Genomic DNA, 20,336 nt, shown 5'->3' on the forward strand with positions numbered 1-20,336 from the left:
CGATTGTGTGTGCAAGAGACAGGGCCATTAATTCCAACCGCCTCCCAACACTTTGTACAACGTGATGCGGTTACTCTGCTCGGTCAGACGCAGGGTGATCAGGTCCTGCTGGGCGCTGTAGAGCGAGCGTTGTGCATCCAGGGCTTCCAGGTAGCTTTGCGACCCGCCCCGGTACAAGGCGTCCGAGAGTTCGAAGCTCTTGCGGCTGGCGTCGGTCAGCGCCTGTTGCGCGGCGATCCGGCGATCCAGGGTGCTGCGCACGGCCAGCGCGTCGGCCACTTCGCGGAACGCGGTCTGCAGGGTCTGCTGATAAGTCTGTATCTGGATGTCGCGCTCGACCTTGGCCGAATCCAGGGTCGCGCGGTTACTCCCGGCGTCGAAAATCGGCACGCTGATGCTCGGGGCAAAGGTCCAGGCACCGCTGCCGGATTTGAACAGGCCGGCCAATGCCGAGCTGGACGAGCCGGCGTTGGCGGTCAGGCTGATGCTGGGGTAAAACGCCGCACGGGCCGCGCCGATGTCGATGTTCGCCGACTTGAGCGTGTGTTCCGCCGACAGCACATCCGGGCGTTGTTGCAAGAGGCTCGACGGCAGGCCCGCCGGTATGTCCACCAGCACCGCCGCCGACGCCAGGTGCGTGCCCGGCAAGAGTGCCTCGGGAAGGTCGCTGCCGACCAACAGGCGCAAGGCATTGCGGTCCTGCAGAATCTGGCTCTCGTAGGACGCCACGTCGCCGCGCGCCGACTCGACCGTGGTCTGGGCTTGCGCCACGGACAGCGCGGAGGAGCCGCCCAGGGCATAGCTGCGCTGGGTCAGGTCGTAGGTGGCCAACTGGCTGGTCAGGGTTTGCTGGGCCAGCAGCAGCCGTTCGTTGTCGGCGGCCAGGGTCAGCCAGGCGGTGGCCACTTCGGCCACCAGGCTGATTTGCGTACTGCGTCGGGTTTCCGTCAGCGCCAGGTAGTCTTCCAGCGCCTCATCCCGCAGGTTGCGTAGCCGGCCAAACACGTCCAGTTCATAACTGCTCAAGCCCAATTGCGCACTGTAATCGTGAGTGGTGGCCGCCGTGCCGGTGCTGGACAACGACCCTGGCGTGCGGCTGTGGGTGCCGCTGACGCTGGCATCGATGGTGGGAAACAGGTCCGCGCGCTTGATGCGGTACTGCGCCTGGGCCTTTTCGACATTCAGGCTGGCCAGGCGCAAGTCGCGGTTATTGGCCAGCGCCAACGCCTGCAACTGTGCCAGGCGGCTGTCGGTAAAGAACTGCTGCCATTTGACATCGGCCCCCGCCTGCCCTTTCGGCAGGCTGGCCGTCGGCAGCCATTGCGCGGAAACAGGCGCTTCCGGCCGCTCATACTGGGGTGCCAGGTTGACGCAGCCACCCAGGACCATGGCGGCCAGCAAAGGCCAATGTGACTTGATCATGCATCACCTGTCGGGGCAGATTGACGAGTACTGCGCTCGCTGCCGAAACGGCGGCGGATCAGCACAAAAAACAGCGGTACAAAGAAGATCCCCAGCACCGTGGCGCTGAACATACCGCCCAGCACGCCCGTACCGATGGCCTGACGCCCGGCGGAGCCTGCGCCGCTACTCAAGGCCAACGGCAACACGCCGAACATGAAGGCCAGGGACGTCATCAGGATCGGCCGCAAGCGTTGGCGCACCGCGATCAGCGTCGCATCGATCAGGCTGTTGCCCTGCTCTTGCAGGTGCTTGGCGAACTCCACGATCAGGATCGCGTTTTTCGCGGCCAGGCCCACGGTGGTCAACAGCCCCACCTGGAAATACACGTCGTTGCTCAACCCGGCGACACGGGTCGCCAGCACTGCACCGATCACCCCCAGGGGGACCACCAGAATCACCGAAAACGGCACCGACCAACTCTCGTAGAGCGCGGCCAGGCACAGGAACACAAACAATACGGAGAGTGCATAGAGCAGCGGGGCCTGGGAGCCGGATAGCCGCAACTGATAGGACTGCCCGGTCCATTCGTAGCCGATGCCCTGGGGCAATTGCCGGACGATGGCTTCCACCGCGTCCATCGCGTCGCCGGAGCTCACGCCTGGCGCGGGGTCACCGACGATTTCCAGGGAGGCGTTACCGTTGTAGCGCTCCAGCAAGGGCGAGCCGTAACTCCAGGTGCTGCTGGCAAACGATGAGAACGGCACCATTTCATTGCTGCTGTTGCGCACGAACCAATGATCAAGGTCCGCGGCCTGCATGCGCGAGGATGCCTGGCCCTGCACGTAGACTTTTTTCACCCGGCCCTGGTTGAGAAAGTCATTCACATACGTACCGCCCAACGCCGTCGACAAGGTGGTGTTGATGTCGCTGGTACTCAGGCTCAGCGCTCCGGCCTTGCGGTCGTCGATGCTGACCTTGAGCTGCGGCGCATCGTCCAGACCGTTGCTGCGAACGCCCAGCAAGCGCGGGTCTTTTCTGGCCAGCTCAAGGAACTGTTCGCGGGCCGCCACCAGCGCATCATGGCCCAGGCCGGCGAGGTCCTTGAGTTGCAGGTCGAACCCCGAGCTCTGGCCCAGGCCGCGCACCGTCGGTGGTTGCATGACGAAAGCGTCGGCATCGCCGATGCTGGAGAGCGCCATGGTCGCCCGTTGGGCAATGGCCGCCGCCCCCTGGCCGGGCCCACCGCGTTCGTCCCAGTCCTTGAGGCGGATAAACGCGCGCGCGGTGTTCTGGCTGTTACCCCCCATGCCCAGCCCGCTGATGCTGATCATCGCTTCGACTTCGGGCTGTTTCAGGATGTAGTCCTCGAACTGCTTGATCACAGCTTGCGTGCGGCTGTCCGTCGCCCCGACTGGCAACTGAATCTGTGCCATGAGGATCCCCTGATCTTCGTCCGGCAGAAACGACGTGGGCAGGCTCATGTACCCCACCGCCATGACCACCAGCACCGCGCCATAGAGCAACAGGCTGCGCCCCCAACGCCGCAACACCACACCCACCCAGCGCTCGTAACCGGCGCTGGCACGTTCAAAGGTGCGGTTGAACCAGCCGAAGAACCCGTGCTGAGCACCATGCCCGCGGCCATCACGCGTTTTGAGCAACGAAGCACAGAGCGCCGGGGTCAGGGTCATCGCCACCAGCACCGACAGGACCATCGCCGAAACAATGGTCACCGAGAACTGCCGATAGATAATCCCGGTGGAACCGCCGAAAAACGCCATGGGGATAAACACCGCGCTCAGCACCAGCGTGATGCCGACCAGTGCGCTGCTGATTTCACGCATCGATTGACGCGTGGCCGCCACGGGCGATAGCCCCTCGCCCATCAGCCGCTCAACGTTTTCCACCACCACGATGGCGTCGTCCACCAGCAAGCCGATCGCCAGGACCATGGCAAACATCGTCAAGGTGTTGATCGAATAGCCAAACATCGCCAACACGCCGAACGTGCCCAGCAGCACCACCGGTACAGTAATCGCCGGGATCAGCGTCGCCCGCAGGTTTTGCAGGAACAGGAACATGATCAACACCACCAGCACGATGGCCTCGCCCAAGGCCTTGACCACTTCCTCGATGGACAGGCTGACAAACGGCGTGGTGTCGTAGGCAATCACGTTTTTAAGCTGCATTTCAGTCGGGTAGAACGGCTCCATCTCTTTGAGCTTGGCCTTGACCGCCTTGCCGACGCTCAGCGCATTCGCACCTGCCGCCAGTTGCACGCCCATGGCCGCGGCGGGCTTGCCGTTGAGGGCGCTGCTGATGTCGTAGCTTTCGCTGCCCAGCTCCAAGGTCGCGATATCGCCCAGCAACACCACGGCACCGTCGCTGCTGGACTTGACCACCACGTTGCGAAACTCTTCGACGGTCTGCAGTTTGCTGCGGGCGCTGATCGTGGCGTTCAACTGCTGCCCCTTGATCGCCGGCAAAGCACCCAGCTGCCCGGCGGAGACTTCGGTGTTCTGCGCCTCCAGGGCACTGCTGACGTCCGAAGGCATCAGCGCGTATTTTTCCAACAGGGCCGGGTCCAGCCAGATACGCATGGCATAGCCTGATCCCAGAGTCTGCACATCGCCGACGCCGTCTATGCGGCTGATGGAGTCGAGCAAGGTGGTGGAAATGTAGTCGCCGATCTGAGTCCCGGTAACGCTGGGGTCATCCGATGCCAGGGCGACAATCATCAGGAAGTCCGAGCCACCCTTGGTCACGGTCAGGCCTTCGCTTTGTACCGATTGCGGCAGTCTCGACTCGGCTTGTTGCAGCTTGTTCTGCACCTGCATCTGGGCCACATCCGGGTCGGTGCCGGCGGTAAAGGTCAAGCTGATGCTGGCGCTGCCCGCCGAACTGCTGTTGGCCGACATGTAGGTCAGGTTATCCAGGCCTTTCATCTGCTGTTCGATGACCTGGGTCACCGAGTCTTCCACGGTCTTGGCCGAGGCCCCGGTGTAGGTCGCGGAAATCTTCACCGTGGGCGGCGCGATGTCGGGGTATTGCTCCAACGGCAACTGGCTGATGGACAGGCTGCCGCCGAGCATGATCACGATGGCGATGACCCAGGCGAAAATCGGTCGATCAATAAAAAACTGCGCCACGCTTAACCCTCCTTCACAGGGGTGGACGGCGTGGCCGCCTGAGCATTGGCGTCCTGCACCTGGACGGCGGCGCCGGCACGGACTTTTTGTCCGCCTTCGACGACCAACTGATCACCCGCCTTCAGGCCCGCGGTGATCCACCACTGATTGCCCACCGCGCGATCGATGGTCAGCTCACGCTGTTCAACCTTGCCGTCGACCACCAGCAACGCAGTGGTCACCCCGCTGGCGCTGCGGTTCACCGCTTTTTGCGGGATCAGAATGGCCTGGTCATCGCGCGCCTGTTCCAGCACCGCGCGGACATACATGCCCGGCAGCAGCAGGTGGTCCGGGTTGGCGAATTCGGCACGCAGGGTGACGGTGCCCGTGCCCTCGTTGACACTCACCCCGCTGACCTTGAGCCGCCCTTGCTGGTTGTAGGTGGTGCCGTCGTCCAGCTTCAGGCTGATGCGCGCCTCGCCGTTGCCATTGGACTGCAACACGCCGCTGGCCAGGTCACGCTTGAGGCGCAGCAGTTCGGTGGTCGATTGGGTAACGTCCACGTAGATCGGATCGAGTTGCTGCACGGTGGTCAATGCGCTGTCCTGATTGGCCACCACCAGCGCGCCCGGGGTCACCGTGGATGTTTCAATGCGCCCGCTGACCGGCGAGGTGATGCGCGTGTAAGCCAGGTTGATGCGGGCGGTTTGGACTTCAGCCTCGGCGACTTGCACGTCGGCGGCGGCCGTCAGCAAGGTGGCCTGAGCGTCTTCGTTAGTTTGCTGACTGATGGCATTGATCTTCACCAGTTCGGCGTCGCGCCTGGCGGTGGCCTGCGCCGATTTAAGGGTGGCGCGGTACTTGGCCAGGCTCGCCTCGGACTGCGCCAGGGCGGCGGTATAGGACGCCGCATCCAATTGGTAGAGCGCTTGGCCGGCCTTGACATCCGCCCCCTCGACAAACAGCCGCCGCTGGACGATACCGCCGACTTGCGGGCGAATCTGCGCCACCATGAAGGCTTGGGTACGCCCCGCCAACTCGGTGGTCAGCACTTGGCTCTGGGGTTTTATGCTGATCACCGAGACTTTCGGAGTGATCGCTTGAGGTGCCGGCTCGCCGCCGGAGCAACCGCCCAGCAGGACCAGAATGAACAAGGACAGGCAAACCGCGGCGGTTACCAGGTATTTGGCGAAGATTTTCGTCGACATAGCGGCCTCTACAAGACGGAATGGCTTGAGTCAGCGCCATCGTGCAAGGCAAATGTGCAGGAAAATTGAAGATTGCCCGGCCGGGTTGAATCTTTTCTTCGCCAGGGCCTAAATGGCCCAATCCATTCTTAACGGCCCACCTCCATGAAGTTGAGTATCTCCACCAAACTGTTTATTGCGGTACTGGCCGGCGTGCTGCTGGTCATCCTGAGCATGGGGGTGGCGACGAGCTGGAGTTTCGGGCGGGGCTTTCTCGGCTATCTCAATGAGCAGGCGCTGGAGCGCATGGCCCCCGTGCTGCCGCGCCTGGCCAGCGCCTATGCGCGCGAAGGCAATTGGGAGTTCCTGCGCAACCGGTCGGATCGCTGGTTCGACATCATGCGGCCCGAGGTCGGCGAAGATCCGGCGAAGAACGATTTGCGCACGCCCATGGCATCGGACCTGACAGGCGCGCTGTTTCGCATCGCCTTGCTGGATGAACACAAAAAACGCGTGAACGGCTACCCGGATATCGGCAACGATGCGTTGTTGCGCGCGATTGTGGTGGCCGATAAAACCGTTGGCTGGCTGGCCGTGACCCCGTTCCAGAGCGTGACCGAAGCCGGCGGCGAACGGTTCCAGCAATACCAGTTACGCACCAGCCTGGTGATGGGCGCCTTTTCGCTGTTGCTGGCGATGCTGATTGCCTGGTGGATCGCCCGCACGCTGTTGGAGCCGGTGAAAAAGGTGGCGGCGGCGACCCACCGCCTGGCAAGCGGCGACTACGGCAGCCGGGTGGCCGTGGCCTCCAATGACGAAGTGGGCCAATTGGCGCGGGACTTCAACCAACTCGCCTACACCCTGGAGCGCAATGAACAGATGCGGCGCGAGTTCATGGCCGATGTCTCCCACGAGTTGCGCACCCCGCTGTCGGTGTTGCGCGGTGAGCTGGAGGCCATCGAGGATGGCGTTCGCACCCTGAACCAAGGGTCGATGAAGTCCTTGCAAGGTGAGGTCAGCATGCTCAGCAAACTGGTGGATGACCTGTATGAACTGTCCCTGGCGGATGTGGGCGCACTGACCTACCGCAAGAGCGCGTGCAGACTCGATCAACTGCTGCAAGCCAGCGTGTCGATGTTCCAGGAACGCTTGAACGACCGGCATCTGCGCGTCGAACTGGAGCTGCCGTCGCAGCCCCTGGAATTGTTGGCCGACGCTAGCCGCCTGCAGCAATTGTTTTCCAACCTGCTGGAAAATGCCGTGCGCTACACCGACCCGAACGGGCTCATCCGCATCCGCGCCGTCGTCGATCGCGCCAATGTGTGCATCGACTTCATCGACTCCGGCCCAGGGGTTTCGGCCGAGCAACTGCCGCGCCTGTTCGAGCGCTTCTATCGCGGCGAATCATCGCGCAACCGTGCCAGTGGCGGTGCCGGTCTGGGCTTGGCGATTTGTCACAACATCGCCCTCGCCCACGGCGGCAGCCTCAGCGCCGCTCACTCGCCCCTCGGCGGCCTTTGGCTGACCCTGCGCTTGCCACGGGATATCTGAACCATGACCGACAAAAGCCCGATCCTGATTGTCGAAGATGAACCGAAGCTGGCCGCCTTGATGCAGGATTATCTGGTCGCGGCAGGCTACTCGACCGTGTGCCTGGACAACGGCTTGCAGGTGGTGCCGACCGTGCGTGCGCAAACACCGCGCCTGATCCTGCTCGACCTGATGCTGCCCGGGCGCGACGGCATGCAAATCTGCCAGGACCTGCGCGGTTTCAGCGCCGTGCCGATCATCATGATCACCGCCCGCGTCGAAGAGGTGGACCGCCTGCTGGGCCTGGACCTGGGAGCCGACGACTACATCTGCAAGCCTTTCAGCCCCCGGGAGGTGGTGGCCCGGGTCAAGGCCATCCTGCGTCGCGGGCCCCAACTGCTGGTCAGCTCGGCGCCGCGCCTGCTGATCGACGAAGCGCAGTATCGCGCCTCGATAGACGGCATCGCCCTGGACCTCACCCCCCTGGAGCTGCGGCTGCTCAGCACCTTCGCACGTTCCGCCGGGCGGGTATTTTCCCGTGACCAACTGCTCGACAAGATCTACTCCGACCACCGCGTGGTCACCGACCGCACGGTGGACAGCCATATCCGCAACCTGCGGCGCAAGCTGGAGCAGGCGTGCCCAGGGGAAACGCCCATCGAATCGTTGTATGGGGTCGGTTATCGGTTTCAGCTTTCCGAGGCCTGATACCTCGGAATAATACACATCGGCACCGTCAACGAGGCGCAAGCGGAACGCCTGCAACCATCTCCAGATACCGGAGCACGCTAAACCTAGGTCAGATTCAACCCGCCGTCTGAGAGGAGTATCTCGCCGGTCAAGTAGTCCGACTCGACCAGCATTACAACAGCGTTTGCGATGTCATCTGGGCTAGCGGCCCTGCGCATAGGGGCGCGAGTTCGCCACAACTCTTGGGCCTCTGTCCACTCTGCGGTCAGCGGCGTGTCGACCAAGCCAGGCGCCACAGCGTTTACGCGAATTTCTGGCCCCAGCGATACCGCAAGCAAGCGGGTCATGTGATTAAGCGCAGCTTTGCTTACCGCATAGGGAATAGATGCGCCCTTAGGACGGATACCGGCATGCGAACTGATGTTTACGACGCAACCTGCTCGACGGTAACAGGCGGCATCGCGCAATGCCGACTCGGCCAATGCGACTAGGTGGAACGGCGCCACGACATTAACCTCGTTAAGTTCGTGCCACACCGTCGAGTTGGCCGAGGCAAGGTCGCCGTGCGGAATGACTCTGCTAATACCAGCGTTATTGACCAATACGTCGAGCTGCCCCCACGCGGCGATCGCCTCATTAACAAGCCTGACCCTGTCAGCTTCAAAAGCAAGATCAGCTTGCACGTAAATAGCCTGCTTCATTTCGGCAACCATAGCGCGTCCCGTATCCGCAGAGTTTCGCGAATGGAGCACCACTGCATAGCCTGCCCGGCTTAGTGCACGTGCAATGGCTGCGCCGATACCGGAAGTGGACCCTGTAACCAACGCGACGCGTAATACGTTATCGATTGTCGGATTGGGTTTCATAGGGACATCTCGAATGGGTTGCTAGAAAGCCATCACCGTAGCACCCAGCGGGCAACGTCGGCATCACTGCCAGGGTAAACCAACGGCTCGTATTCAGCGCATGGCGACCAGCTTGACGCCGAACCCCAGCAGGCAAACGCCGGCCAAGCGCTCCAGCAGATTGGCGATGCGCGGGTTGGCCCGCATGCGCTGAGCGAGCTTGTGGGTCAATAGGACGGCTATCAAACCATAGAGGAACGTCACCACCGCTACGGTCGCGGCCATGAACGCGAATGTCACTATGCCCTGATGCTTCACCGGATCGACAAACAACGGGAAAAAGGCCATGTAGAAGATGATCGCCTTGGGGTTGAGCAACGTGATCATCATGGTCTGACGCAGGAAATGGCCGTTATCCATCCGGCTCTTGCGCGGCGCGGCCCCAGCCTGACTAAACAACATTCGCAGGCCCAGCCACGCCAAGTACGACGCACCCAACCATTGAATGAGATGGAACGCTGCCGGATACGCGGCCAGCAGGGTTGCGACGCCAGCGACCGCCAGCCATAAGAGCACCTGGTCACCGAGTATCACTCCGCACGTCGCGGCCAAACCCGCTTTTATCCCACCTTTGCCGGTCGCCGTGATGAGGGCAAAATTGCCGGGGCCAGGAATGGCCAGGACGATGATAAAGGCGATGATGAAAGCGCCATAGTCGGTCACGCCAAACATCGGTTATCTCCCGCGCAGGATGGTTTTGGACGCAGAACCTATCATCAACCTCGCCTCAATATCTAGCGATGCAAGTGAGAAAACCATCCAGAAACTATCGGCAAAAGCGATCGGCTGCGCTTCTCGTCGCGAGGAGCCAACGGTATTGGCAGCCGCCCGAGCGACTGCCAATGGCCCGTCAATGACTCAAATCAATCACCATGCGGCCTTTGATTTTCCCTTGCTGCATTTCATCGAAGATCTCATTGATATCTTCGATCGGACGCAATGTTACCTTCGGCACCACCTTGCCTTGCGCGGCAAACTCGAAGGCTTCTACGAGGTCTTGTCGAGTACCGACCAGTGAGCCGACCACCTCGATCCCGTCAAGCACCAACCGAGGAATATCGAGGCTCATGGCTTCAGGCGGAAGCCCAACTGCGACCAGGCGCCCACCGGCACGCAGGGCATCCACCGCAGAGTTGAACGCGACCTTGGCGACGGCCGTCACGACAGCCGCGTGAGCTCCGCCGACCTTCTCCTGGATAACTTTTGCGGCATCCTCGTTGCGGGAGTTGATGACCAGGTCAGCGCCCATTTCCCTGGCGAACTGCAGTTGATCATCGTTGATGTCCACGGCGATCACTCGGGCGTTGAATACATTTTTTGCGTACTGCAACGCCAGATTCCCCAGGCCGCCCAGCCCGTAGATCGCAATCCATTGCCCAGGGCGGATATTGGAAACCTTCACAGCTTTATAGGTCGTTACGCCAGCACAGGTCACGCTGCTCGCCGCCGCAGAATCAAGCCCATCAGGCACTTTCACCGAGTAGTCGGCGACGACAATGCACTCTTCGGCCATTGCGCCATCCACGGTGTAACCGGAGTTTTTTACGTTGCGGCAGAGTGTCTCGTTGCCGCTGTTGCAGTATTCACAGTGCCCACAGCCCTGGAAGAACCAGGCTACGCTGGCACGGTCACCGGGCTTCAGAGAGGTGACGCCTGGTCCTACCTGCTGCACGATACCGATGCCTTCATGGCCTAGGATCACCCCGGTTTTATCACCGAAATCGCCGTTCTTGACGTGCAGGTCGGTATGGCAGACCCCGCAGCACTGCATTTTAAGGAGAGCCTCACCATGTTTCAGAGGCCGTAATGTTTTTTCGATCACATTCACGCGTTGCCCTTGGGCAACAACAGCAGCTTTCATGCTTATCTCCTTGTATCCGTGAGTGAGCTTGCGTTACAGCGGGCCCAACAAATGCCAAAGCAGTACAGCACCACCCTTCCAGCGCTCCGAAGTCTGGCGCAATGCCCGCCACCCGGCCCCAGGGTCGGGGAGTCAATGGATGCTATTGCTGCGCCATCGGGTCGCCAACGCTACCGGTCTTATGGCACAAGTCGCGCAAAAGGGGGATGCCTATTAGTCAGGCAAGCCGCGCAAGGACGCCTCTTCTTTGCCTTTCTATGACAAAGATCAACAGGAGACGCTGATCGGCAGATCATCGTGGCCGCTTTGAGTGACCGTCGCCGCCGCCCTGAACGTCAAGGGCGCTCCCCGATCTCTCGGGTCTGGGTGGGCCTGCGACCTTTGGCTCCATGTTTGAAACCTGTTCCTCGTGTACCTTCGGCAGGCCCGGCATATGCACTCAGCGGCGGGTTGGCCATTTAGTCGAAACGGTTCTGGAGTAGCTTTTACATGGCATACGCAACAATCAATCCCTATACGGGCGAGACACTGCAAACCTTTCCCGATGCGACCGATGCAGAAGTCACCGCGGCCATCGGCAAGGCCCATGAGGCTTTCCTGGCGTGGAAGGACACATCTTTCGCCGAACGTGCGCGCATCCTGCAGAATGCGGCCGATATCCTGCGCAAGGACAGCGACGCCTTTGCCAGGGTACTGACGCTGGAGATGGGCAAGCTGTTTGCCGAGGCGAAAGCCGAGGTCGAGCTGTCGGCAAAAATCTTCGAATACTATGTGCGCAATGCCGAAACCTTGCTCAAGCCGGAGAAACTCCCGGTCCTCGACCCTGCCGAGGGCGAGGCGGTTCTCGTCTGCGAACCGCTCGGCGTGCTGCTGGCGATCGAGCCGTGGAACTTCCCTTATTACCAGATCGCCCGCATTCTGGCGCCGCAGCTTTCTGCCGGTAATACCGTGCTTCTCAAACACGCAGCGAATGTGCCGCAAAGCGCCGCTGGCTTTCAAAAGTTGATGAAGGATGCCGGCCTGCCTGACGGCGCCTTCCGTAATCTGTACGCCACGCGTTCGCAGATCGAGCTGATCATCAACGATGCCCGCGTGCAGGGCGTTGCCTTGACCGGCTCGGAAGGCGCCGGTGCAGTGGTTGCGTCGCAAGCGGGCAAAGCGCTGAAAAAATCCACCCTGGAACTCGGCGGCGCCGACGCCTTCGTCGTGCTGGCCGACGCGGACCTGGCGAAAACGAGCAAATGGGCGGTGTTCGGCCGGCATTGGAATGCCGGGCAGGTCTGCGTGTCCTCCAAGCGCATGATCGTGGTCGATGCGGTCTATGACGACTTCCTCGCGCTCTATCGCAAGGGCGTCGCGGAGTTGGTGGCCGGCGATCCCTTCGATGCGAAGACGACCCTGGCACCGCTCTCCTCGCAAAGCGCGGCCAATGAGGTCAAGCAAAAGATCCTCGAAGCCGTGAAGCTTGGCGCCAAGGCCGAAGAAGTCGGGCCGCCCGTGCCTGTCGATGGGGCATTCGTGCAGCCGACGATCCTGACCGATGTCGCCGAAGACAACCCCGCTCGCTACTGGGAGTTCTTTGGCCCGGTGTCCATGGTGTTCCGCGCCAAGGATGAAGACGATGCAGTACGTATCGCCAACGACTCGCCGTTCGGCCTCGGCGGTTCGGTATTCACCTCGGACACGGCGCATGGCGCAGAAGTCGCGAAGAAAATCTCCACCGGCATGGTGTTCGTCAACCATCCGACCAAGGTCGAAGCCGACCTGCCTTTCGGTGGCGTGCGCCGCTCGGGGTACGGCCGCGAGCTGATCGGGCTCGGGCTCAAGGAGTTCGTCAACCACAAGCTCATTGTCGTGGTCGATATCGACGCCCCGTTCTGAGTTCAACAGCGCTCTTTGTCCCAAGAAACCGAAATCGAGGAGACCTGACAGGATGAACGTCATCGGGATAGACCACTTGGCTATTCGTGTCAGTGATCTGGACCGCTCCAGGGCGTTCTACGATCAGGTACTCGGTTTCTTGGGATTCACCATAGAGTGGGAGTTCGACCGGGTTATTGGTTGGACCAATGGCGAAACCCTGTTCTGGATCACCGAAGCCGATGCCCAGGGGCGCAAACACAAGCACCGGACCGGCGATGTGGGCTATCACCACTATGCGTTCGAGGTTGCCGCGCGCGAGGACGTCGATGCGCTCTATGCGTTCCTGCTGGATCAGGCGGTTACGATTGTCGACGCACCCGCTGACTATCCGGATTATGGCGAGGGCTACTATGCGGTTTATTTCCTCGACCCCGATAATCTGAAGCTCGAAGTGATGTTCTTCCTGGAAAAACAAAAGCGGCGCTTGCTTGGAAAATCACGAGGAAGTGATCGCCGGGAATAAAATTTCTTCATCGGCATACACGCCTGAAGAGATTGATAAAACGAGCGTGCGTCAGAATCCTGATACGCCTCAAGTTATCCAGGCGCTGCTCCGTTTCCGTGAGCAGGTCAAACAACAGCGAACCCAAGCCCTGATGGGTCAGTACATCGGCCATGTATTGATTACGCGGGCTCAAACGGCCACTACCGCTGCCGTGTACGAAAACGAGCAAGGCGCGGGTGTTGGTCGGCAAACGCAAATCGGCGTTCCGTTCAACGCCCCGGGGCAACGCGAGAATGATGACGTCAGACCCGTTGGCGTATTTGAGCAAGGGTTCCACCAGTCGTCGACCGGCCTCGACGCGGTTTGGCAAGAGGGTTTGCAATGAGGGACTAAGGATCACGAGGACCTCCTCCGACGATCACGCCTGTGATTTCGGAATAGGCGGCCCTCGCCGCGCTAGATAGCCAGAATGCTGCAGGACACCTGATACAGGAGATGTTCGGTGGTGCTGCCCAGCAGCTTGTCCAGTCCGTGGGACTGGACCTTGCCCATCACAATCACATCCATATGCTGCTCATCGGTGAACGCATGGAGCACCGCGACAGGCTGTCCTTCAATGAAATGCCGCCGGTCGGCAGGCACGCCATAACGGTCGGCCAGTTCGAGGAATGACTTTTCATGACCTTTGCGCAACTGCCTGCCAAGGTCCGAAATTGTCAGGCCCCCGCCGCCCATATCGCCCAGGTACACCATGGAAATGTCGCAGGCATACAGCAAGTGCAACTCGGCCTGACACTGGATGGCGAGACTGGAAGCCTGCTGGATGATCCGTTCATTGAGCTCGTTGTCCTGGGCAAGGGTATTGGAGGCGTCGACCGCCGCCACGATCTTGCGCGGCAAGGGCAGGTCGTCTTCGCTGAGCAGATAGACCGGTATCGGACAGTGACGCAGTAAACGCCAATCCAGCGGGGTGATGAATGCACGCTTGAGTGCCGGTTCGCGCTGCACCTGCTTGATCAGCAGGTCTGGCTGCATTTCTGCGACGTAATCGAGAATCTCCTGCTGCAGGTCGTCGGCCCACTTCGCTTCAGCCGTCACTTCGATACCTTTATGACTATCACGCAGATGAGCTGCCTGGTATTTGAGCCAATCGCGATGATCTTGCAGATAATTTTCGCGAGCTTTTTCCCGGTCACCCTCTTCGAGCAGCGACAACAGGTTCCAGGTCGGGATCAAGGCAGCAATGTGCAGGCTGGCACCGCTGACCTTGGCCAGAGCGGCAGCATGGTTCATGGCTTGAGACCGGCGCAGCGCCGGGTTGATGATCAGCAATAACCGTTGATACTGGCTCATGATCGGACTCCATGGGCTTGCACGTTTGTCATTGCCCGCAATGGCGGACAACTGTCGTGTTCACCGCCGAACCGAGCACCTTCTTTATGAACTCAGAATCCTCCGTCGATGCGGCCTTGGAGTTGATTTATATCAAGTGCCCGGGCACGCAATACATTCACTCGCGGCAGCTTGTGCCCACACCTCTGGCGCCACCGCAGATTCGCGTCGGTTGAAAGGATCGGGCGTTGGATTGATCGCGATTGATCAATATCAATCCTGCCAGGGTCAGCCGGTCTACATTGACCCAACATGCACTCGCAAGGGTGCGGCACCTCAGGAGTTCAGACTCGCCGATTGCACACGTATCTCATGGCATACGCCTGCTGCCGTAGCCGGCACCGCATGACCCCATGTTTCCTGAGCAGGAGAAAGCAATGACGATCCTAGTGGCAAGTCAACGGTTGCGCCTGTATGACAGTGATGAGCTGGATGTTGTGTTGCAGACGATGGCGCGCAAGGCCGCCACCCTTCTGCCACCGACGCATGCGGCACTGATAGGCATCGAGCGCAGGGGCCTGCCCCTGGCTCAAAGGTTGCGCGAGTATATTGCGCGTCAGACCGGCCGGCCGGAACTCCCTGTTTACCCGCTGCAGGTCAAGCGCTACGCCGACGACCTGCAAGTGCTGCATACCTACACGCAATTGACCGAAAACCCGGACCTGGGCAGGTTGGATCTGGCCAATACCACGTTTCTGGTGGTCGATGATGTGCTCTTCGAAGGCCATTCCCTCCTGCGCACTTGCGCATATCTGGCACAACTGGGGGCTCGTCGGGTCCATACGGCGGTACTGGTCGACCGGCATGTCCGTCAGCAGCCGATCCGGGCCGACATTGTCGGTATACACCTGCAAGTCGCCGCCACTGATATTGTCGAATGCAACGTACCGCCCTACGAACAGGCCTTTTGCATAGAAGTGGTACGACACGGCGCCGCCCGCTGACGGTGGAAGCGTTCAGGGCTTCGCCGAGTCACCGGGCTTGAGCGGTGGAGAACGCTCGGCGCCAACAATTCAGGACTTAAAAGCACTGGACGGTGCTGGATGTCAGTGGTTCCCGTCGGAACGGAAAAAGGACCCGAAGGTCCTTGTTTCGATCGCTGACAGAATTCCACTGAATTCTGTAGCGCTATGTTTGGAGCGGGAAACGTCGGCGCCACGGACTGGCCGACCAGCTCCGCTTTGGTAGCTTTCACGGACCTAGGCCTGGGATGAGATCGCCATCAGTTCATCCAAGTTTGCGTCCGTACCTCCGGTGAGTCGACTTTGTATCGGTACTAACCCCTTGGGGTGATGTACCCGATCCCAGGCAACCTGATCAGCTTGATTGGCTCGGTAGCATCGTTGCTGTCGGCTTTCGAAACAGCTGCGAAATTAATTCGACTGACTTAACCCACAATCCGCAGCCCCTAACTTGCAAGTATTAATGCCGGTTGAGCCTCTCGGTGACGTGCCCGCGTATCGATTGCACCGTTCATTGCCTGACTCCTACTGATAGTGATGCAGGCGTTGAAGACGCAGGGCTACGTCCATGCCATCGCACCAAAACTCTTTGCAAGGTTCGACAGCGTTGATCGATTTGACCACCTGCGTCTACCCAGCATCATGCAGGTAACGTCGCTGATCGGTCCGAGAACAAACCTCTAGAAACATCACAAGCTGAAACGTATCAGCCTCAACAAAAAACTCAATTATGCATAAATGCATTTTTTCCCTTGACCCGAAGGGAGGAGTCTTTTACAGTTAAATGACTGTATATAAATACAGTGTTTTTTGATCAGTATTTATTTGAATCCATTCATGGACGAGGTTTTTCCCTATGAAAAGCAACACTGAGAAATTTGGCAAAACACCCCATCAACCCAGCCTGTGGACCCGAGCCGATGCGCTGAAAGTCCGCGCGGACGACCCCACTACCACCCAGCCACTGGTCAGTGCGAACTTCCCGGTACTGAGCGACGAGGTATTTATCTGGGACACCATGCCGCTGCGTGATATCGACGGCAACATCACCTCTGTCGATGGCTGGTCGGTGATCTTCACCCTGACTGCGGATCGTCACCCGAACGACCCGCAATACCTCGACCAGAACGGTAACTACGACATCACCCGCGACTGGAACGATCGCCATGGCCGGGCAAAGATGTACTACTGGTTCTCCCGCACCGGCAAGGACTGGGAACTCGGCGGCCGAGTGATGGCTGAAGGGGTTTCGCCGACCGTTCGCGAATGGGCCGGCACGCCGATTCTGTTGAACGAGCAAGGCGAAGTGGACCTGTACTACACCGCGGTCACGCCGGGCGCGACCATCGTCAAGGTGCGTGGCCGTGTGGTGACCACCGAGCATGGCGTCAGCCTGGTCGGCTTCGAGAAGGTCAAGCCGCTGTTCGAGGCCGACGGCAAGATGTACCAGACCGAAGCGCAAAACGCCTTCTGGGGTTTCCGTGATCCATGGCCGTTCCGCGACCCGAAGGATGGCAAGCTGTACATGCTGTTCGAGGGCAACGTGGCCGGCGAGCGCGGCTCGCACAAGGTCGGTGAAGCAGAAGTCGGTGATGTGCCGCCGGGTTATGAAGACGTCGGCAACTCGCGCTTCCAGACCGCCTGTGTCGGCATCGCAGTGGCCCGTGACGAAGACGGCGACGACTGGGAAATGCTGCCGCCGCTGCTGACCGCGGTAGGCGTCAACGATCAGACCGAACGCCCGCACTTCGTGTTCCAGGACGGCAAGTACTACCTGTTCACCATCAGCCACACCTTTACCTATGCCGATGGGGTGACCGGGCCAGACGGTGTGTACGGCTTTGTCGCAGATTCGCTGTTCGGTCCTTACGTACCCTTGAACGGTTCCGGCCTGGTACTGGGAAATCCGTCTTCCCAGCCGTTCCAGACCTACTCGCACTGCGTGATGCCCAACGGCCTGGTGACCTCATTTATCGACAGCGTACCGACCGACGAAACCGGCACGCAGATTCGTATCGGCGGCACCGAAGCACCGACGGTGGGGATCAAGATCAAAGGGCAGCAGACGTTCGTGGTTGCCGAGTACGACTACGGTTACATCCCGCCGATGCTCGACGTCACGCTCAAGTAATCGCTACCCAGGGCTTTCAGGCAGCGGGTTTGAGCTCGATGAAAAACTCGTTGCGGATAGGATCGAGATATCCCACCTAACTTACTGCGACTTTGCTCGGGAACCCTCTTGAACAATACGTAGTAACAACCCTTTGTTACTGGCTGCAAGGAGGCAGCCAGTAACGGGTATACACCCAATTGGTTCTGCTGGCCCGGCCCGCCGCCCTCTACCGCCGGCCGGAACATCCACTACTCCAGCAGACTCCCCCCGTTCACCGACGCAGGTGCCGGGCTATGCCTGGTCCTTCGTGATGCTCGACAAGTCTCTCGCCCCGCGCCTGCGCGCGATGTTCATCATGAAACAGAATCAGGCGATACTGGTGGGAACTGACCTTTGACAACCCGTCGTTGCTACGCGACCTGACGTTGTGTGGCGACAACCTCCTGTTCACCTGAAACTCTTGGCTGGATCATGACGCCCGTAATGGCGGCCTAGTAAACTTGCGCGCCTGTTACATCCCGAACTTTTGCCATCGGACATGTGTATCGAGTGCGCCATCGTGCAACTGGCGGGACGTACCCTATCGCCACCCGAGCAGCGGCTGGTGAATCGGACCCTTGCTCGGATCTGATTCGCCAAGAAGACCTCACAATGTCGCTAGCCTGCCCTTTCGTAACACTGCGATATCTCGTTTAGGCGCAACACCAAAGAATCGACTGTATTCGCGGCTGAACTGGGAGGGGCTTTCATATCCAACCTTGAAAGCCGCACTGGATACGTCTTGGTGTTCATTGAGCATCAATCGCCTTGCCTCGTTCAGCCTCAGCCATTTTTGATACTGCAAGGGGCTCATTGCGGTGAGTTGGCGGAAGTGGTGGTGGAAGGTTGGCGTGCTCATCTGTACACGGGCCGCTAGCTCATCGACTCTAAGCGCCGAAGTGTAATTCAACTTCAACCAATCGATGGCTTTCGCGATCCGATAACCTTGGCCATCGACAGAAGTTATCTGTCGAAGCCGGCCAGCCTGATCACTTTTCAAGAGACGGTAGTGAATTTCACGCTGGATCAAGGGGGCGAGAACAGGAATAGCTTCCGGCTCATCGAGCAGCGCCAACAAGCGCTCGAACGGCGCCAGCATGGCTGCGGTCACTGAACCGATGCCTACCCCTTTCGCGGCCGAGCGTTCACGGGTGGGCGGCAGATCACTCTGCGCTATCAGCTCTGCCAGCATGCGCAAATCGAGCTTGAACGTCAGGCCCAGGCACGGTTGCTCCGGGCTCGCCTTGAGCACCTCCGAGTTGGCCGGCAAATCCAGTGAGGTGACCAGAAAACGCGAGGTGTCATACGGATAACCCTCACCGCCTACCCACAGCTGTTTCTCGCCTTGGGCGACAAGAATGATGCTCGGTTCGACCATGCAAACAACAGGCGGCGACGGGTGTTCGCGCCTAAAGAAGCCGAGACCCGCAATCGATGTTGCGTAGTCACCGGGTTTCAAGACCCGCGAGCCAATGACCTGGACGAGCGCCTCTTGGGGCGATGTGGGGGTTTCGTGTGGGGGCATCATGTTCGTCTCGTACCTCTTCGCTGAACTCTAACTCGCCCGCGCGCAACCGTCCTGCAAAAGAACGCAGACTCATAGAATCAGGCAAGTAATCCAGCGCAATGCACTGTTTGCAGTCAGGGCAGAGCGGGAAAATGTTCATCCGACACACCATCGAGGACTCTCCCATGCTTGTACAAGCCTATGGTGCTCATGCGGGCGACAAACCCCTTGAGCCTTTGCAGATCAGTCGCCGTTCCCCCGCCACCCATGACGTTCAGATCGACATCGCCTTCTGCGGTATCTGCCATTCGGACTTGCATCAGGTGCGTGCCGAATGGGCAGGCACGCAGTTCCCCTGCGTACCGGGACACGAAATTGTCGGCCGCGTATCGGCGGTCGGCGCCCATGTAGCGGAATTCAAAGTCGGCGATCTGGTCGGTGTCGGTTGCATCGTCGACAGCTGTAAACACTGTGACGACTGTGAATCCGGCCTGGAAAACTATTGCGACGGCATGATCGGAACCTACAACTTTCCTACCCCAGACGCTCCTGGCTGGACGCTCGGCGGCTACTCACAAAACGTTGTGGTGCATGAGCGTTACGTCCTGCGCATCCGCCATCCCGAGCAACAACTGGCCGCCGTCGCACCGCTGCTGTGCGCGGGCATCACCACGTATTCGCCGCTGCGCCACTGGAACGTCGGGCCGGGTAAGAAAGTCGGCGTGGTCGGTATTGGTGGGCTAGGCCACATGGGCATCAAACTGGCCCATGCGATGGGCGCCCATGTCGTGGCATTCACCACATCGGAATCCAAGCGCGAAGCGGCAAAGGAATTGGGCGCGGACGAAGTGGTGGTATCGCGCAACGCTGAGGAGATGGCCGCGCATACCAAGAGCTTCGACTTCATCCTCAATACCGTCGCAGCGCCCCACGATCTGGATGCGTTTCTGGTGTTGCTCAAGCGCGACGGAGCGCTGACGCTGGTCGGTGCCCCCGCCTCCGCGCATCCATCACCCAACGTGTTCAACCTGATCATGAAGCGCCGAACTATTGCCGGCTCGATGATCGGCGGCATCCCTGAAACACAGGAGATGCTGGATTTCTGTGCCGAGCACAACATCGTCGCCGACATCGAACTGGTTCGAGCCGATCAGATCAACAACGCCTACGAACGGATGCTCAAGGGTGACGTCAAGTATCGCTTTGTGATCGACAACGCCACATTGGTTGGCTAGTCGAAAGACTCCAGC

Annotated in this window: 15 protein-coding genes and 1 pseudogene; 7 read left to right on the top strand and 9 right to left on the bottom strand. The window is 59.9% G+C overall.

All coding sequences use genetic code 11. From position 1 onward, the window contains the following. Positions 1-27: 27 nt before the first annotated feature. Genes NR164_RS08735 through NR164_RS08745 form a run of 3 tightly spaced genes read right to left on the bottom strand, consistent with a single transcriptional unit; the run spans position 28 to position 5,740 of the window. Positions 28-1,422, bottom strand: coding sequence for an efflux transporter outer membrane subunit (locus tag NR164_RS08735; RefSeq protein WP_046383979.1), 1,395 nt, complete (start codon positions 1,420-1,422; stop codon positions 28-30). Continuing rightward, positions 1,419-4,553 (bottom strand): efflux RND transporter permease subunit, encoded by a 3,135-nt coding sequence (locus NR164_RS08740; RefSeq protein WP_256822631.1) that lies wholly within the window; start codon positions 4,551-4,553, stop codon positions 1,419-1,421. The genes NR164_RS08735 and NR164_RS08740 overlap by 4 nt, the downstream gene beginning before the upstream one ends. Positions 4,554-4,555: 2 nt before the next feature. Then, positions 4,556-5,740, bottom strand: coding sequence for an efflux RND transporter periplasmic adaptor subunit (locus tag NR164_RS08745; protein ID WP_046383981.1), 1,185 nt, complete (start codon positions 5,738-5,740; stop codon positions 4,556-4,558). Positions 5,741-5,884: 144 nt separating this feature from the next. On the opposite strand from NR164_RS08745, the gene baeS reads away from it, so the two are divergent. Together baeS and NR164_RS08755 are read left to right on the top strand one after the other, a co-directional pair. Further along, entirely contained in the window at positions 5,885-7,270 is a 1,386-nt protein-coding gene (gene baeS, locus NR164_RS08750) for a sensor histidine kinase efflux regulator BaeS (protein WP_046383982.1), read from the top strand. 3 nt (positions 7,271-7,273) lie between these two features. Further along, entirely contained in the window at positions 7,274-7,957 is a 684-nt protein-coding gene (locus NR164_RS08755) for a response regulator (RefSeq protein WP_108525618.1), read from the top strand. Positions 7,958-8,043: 86 nt separating this feature from the next. Here NR164_RS08755 and NR164_RS08760 read toward each other — a convergent pair whose 3' ends face one another. From NR164_RS08760 to adhP, 3 genes are all read right to left on the bottom strand, one after another. Further along, positions 8,044-8,805: an SDR family NAD(P)-dependent oxidoreductase gene (locus NR164_RS08760; RefSeq protein ID WP_079443487.1), complete on the bottom strand. Its 762-nt coding sequence runs from the start codon at positions 8,803-8,805 to the stop codon at positions 8,044-8,046. Positions 8,806-8,898: 93 nt separating this feature from the next. Further along, entirely contained in the window at positions 8,899-9,516 is a 618-nt protein-coding gene (locus tag NR164_RS08765; protein WP_046383985.1) for a LysE family transporter, read from the bottom strand. A gap of 178 nt (positions 9,517-9,694) precedes the next feature. Beyond that, positions 9,695-10,705 carry an alcohol dehydrogenase AdhP gene (gene adhP, locus NR164_RS08770; protein ID WP_017847956.1) on the bottom strand — a complete coding sequence of 337 codons (1,011 nt, stop codon included), beginning with the start codon at positions 10,703-10,705 and terminating at the stop codon, positions 9,695-9,697. Positions 10,706-11,194: 489 nt separating this feature from the next. On the opposite strand from adhP, the gene NR164_RS08775 reads away from it, so the two are divergent. Together NR164_RS08775 and NR164_RS08780 are read left to right on the top strand one after the other, a co-directional pair. Then, positions 11,195-12,586, top strand: coding sequence for an NAD-dependent succinate-semialdehyde dehydrogenase (locus NR164_RS08775; RefSeq protein ID WP_046383987.1), 1,392 nt, complete (start codon positions 11,195-11,197; stop codon positions 12,584-12,586). 52 nt (positions 12,587-12,638) lie between these two features. Beyond that, entirely contained in the window at positions 12,639-13,091 is a 453-nt protein-coding gene (locus NR164_RS08780; protein WP_017847958.1) for a VOC family protein, read from the top strand. Positions 13,092-13,161: 70 nt separating this feature from the next. Here NR164_RS08780 and NR164_RS30505 read toward each other — a convergent pair. Continuing rightward, positions 13,162-13,473 (bottom strand): annotated as a pseudogene (locus NR164_RS30505) (hypothetical protein); the annotation flags it as partial. A gap of 56 nt (positions 13,474-13,529) precedes the next feature. Then, positions 13,530-14,426 carry a universal stress protein gene (locus NR164_RS08790; protein ID WP_079443486.1) on the bottom strand — a complete coding sequence of 299 codons (897 nt, stop codon included), beginning with the start codon at positions 14,424-14,426 and terminating at the stop codon, positions 13,530-13,532. 416 nt (positions 14,427-14,842) lie between these two features. Here NR164_RS08790 and NR164_RS08795 point away from each other — a divergent pair, with 416 nt between their 5' ends. Next, the gene (locus tag NR164_RS08795) at positions 14,843-15,409 is read left to right on the top strand and encodes a phosphoribosyltransferase family protein (RefSeq protein WP_256822632.1); all 567 of its coding nucleotides are present in this window, start codon (positions 14,843-14,845) and stop codon (positions 15,407-15,409) included. Between the two features lie 874 nt (positions 15,410-16,283). After that, the gene (locus tag NR164_RS08800; RefSeq protein WP_017847970.1) at positions 16,284-17,558 is read left to right on the top strand and encodes a glycoside hydrolase family 68 protein; all 1,275 of its coding nucleotides are present in this window, start codon (positions 16,284-16,286) and stop codon (positions 17,556-17,558) included. A 628-nt stretch (positions 17,559-18,186) separates the two neighbouring features. Here the strand turns inward: NR164_RS08800 and NR164_RS08805 are convergent. Further along, positions 18,187-19,107 carry an AraC family transcriptional regulator gene (locus NR164_RS08805; protein WP_046383991.1) on the bottom strand — a complete coding sequence of 307 codons (921 nt, stop codon included), beginning with the start codon at positions 19,105-19,107 and terminating at the stop codon, positions 18,187-18,189. 164 nt (positions 19,108-19,271) lie between these two features. On the opposite strand from NR164_RS08805, the gene NR164_RS08810 reads away from it, so the two are divergent. Then, complete coding sequence (locus tag NR164_RS08810; protein WP_128192014.1) at positions 19,272-20,321, top strand: NAD(P)-dependent alcohol dehydrogenase; 1,050 nt, start codon at positions 19,272-19,274, stop codon at positions 20,319-20,321. Positions 20,322-20,336 lie beyond the last annotated feature (15 nt).

Origin of the sequence: Pseudomonas sp. Pse79 (assembly GCF_024519615.1) — a bacterium.
GTDB classification, from domain to species: domain Bacteria; phylum Pseudomonadota; class Gammaproteobacteria; order Pseudomonadales; family Pseudomonadaceae; genus Aquipseudomonas; species Aquipseudomonas veronii.

What these genes read in the sequence shown, in the direction of transcription:
- NR164_RS08790 (WP_079443486.1), bottom strand. Translation starts at nt 14,426, where the DNA reads ATGAGCCAGTATCAACGGTTATTGCTGATCATCAACCCGGCGCTGCGC.
- NR164_RS08755 (WP_108525618.1), top strand. Translation starts at nt 7,274, where the DNA reads ATGACCGACAAAAGCCCGATCCTGATTGTCGAAGATGAACCGAAGCTG.
- NR164_RS08745 (WP_046383981.1), bottom strand. Translation starts at nt 5,740, where the DNA reads ATGTCGACGAAAATCTTCGCCAAATACCTGGTAACCGCCGCGGTTTGC.
- NR164_RS08775 (WP_046383987.1), top strand. Translation starts at nt 11,195, where the DNA reads ATGGCATACGCAACAATCAATCCCTATACGGGCGAGACACTGCAAACC.
- NR164_RS08795 (WP_256822632.1), top strand. Translation starts at nt 14,843, where the DNA reads ATGACGATCCTAGTGGCAAGTCAACGGTTGCGCCTGTATGACAGTGAT.
- NR164_RS08780 (WP_017847958.1), top strand. Translation starts at nt 12,639, where the DNA reads ATGAACGTCATCGGGATAGACCACTTGGCTATTCGTGTCAGTGATCTG.
- NR164_RS08810 (WP_128192014.1), top strand. Translation starts at nt 19,272, where the DNA reads ATGCTTGTACAAGCCTATGGTGCTCATGCGGGCGACAAACCCCTTGAG.
- NR164_RS08760 (WP_079443487.1), bottom strand. Translation starts at nt 8,805, where the DNA reads ATGAAACCCAATCCGACAATCGATAACGTATTACGCGTCGCGTTGGTT.
- baeS (WP_046383982.1), top strand. Translation starts at nt 5,885, where the DNA reads ATGAAGTTGAGTATCTCCACCAAACTGTTTATTGCGGTACTGGCCGGC.
- NR164_RS08735 (WP_046383979.1), bottom strand. Translation starts at nt 1,422, where the DNA reads ATGATCAAGTCACATTGGCCTTTGCTGGCCGCCATGGTCCTGGGTGGC.
- adhP (WP_017847956.1), bottom strand. Translation starts at nt 10,705, where the DNA reads ATGAAAGCTGCTGTTGTTGCCCAAGGGCAACGCGTGAATGTGATCGAA.
- NR164_RS08765 (WP_046383985.1), bottom strand. Translation starts at nt 9,516, where the DNA reads ATGTTTGGCGTGACCGACTATGGCGCTTTCATCATCGCCTTTATCATC.
- NR164_RS08800 (WP_017847970.1), top strand. Translation starts at nt 16,284, where the DNA reads ATGAAAAGCAACACTGAGAAATTTGGCAAAACACCCCATCAACCCAGC.
- NR164_RS08805 (WP_046383991.1), bottom strand. Translation starts at nt 19,107, where the DNA reads ATGATGCCCCCACACGAAACCCCCACATCGCCCCAAGAGGCGCTCGTC.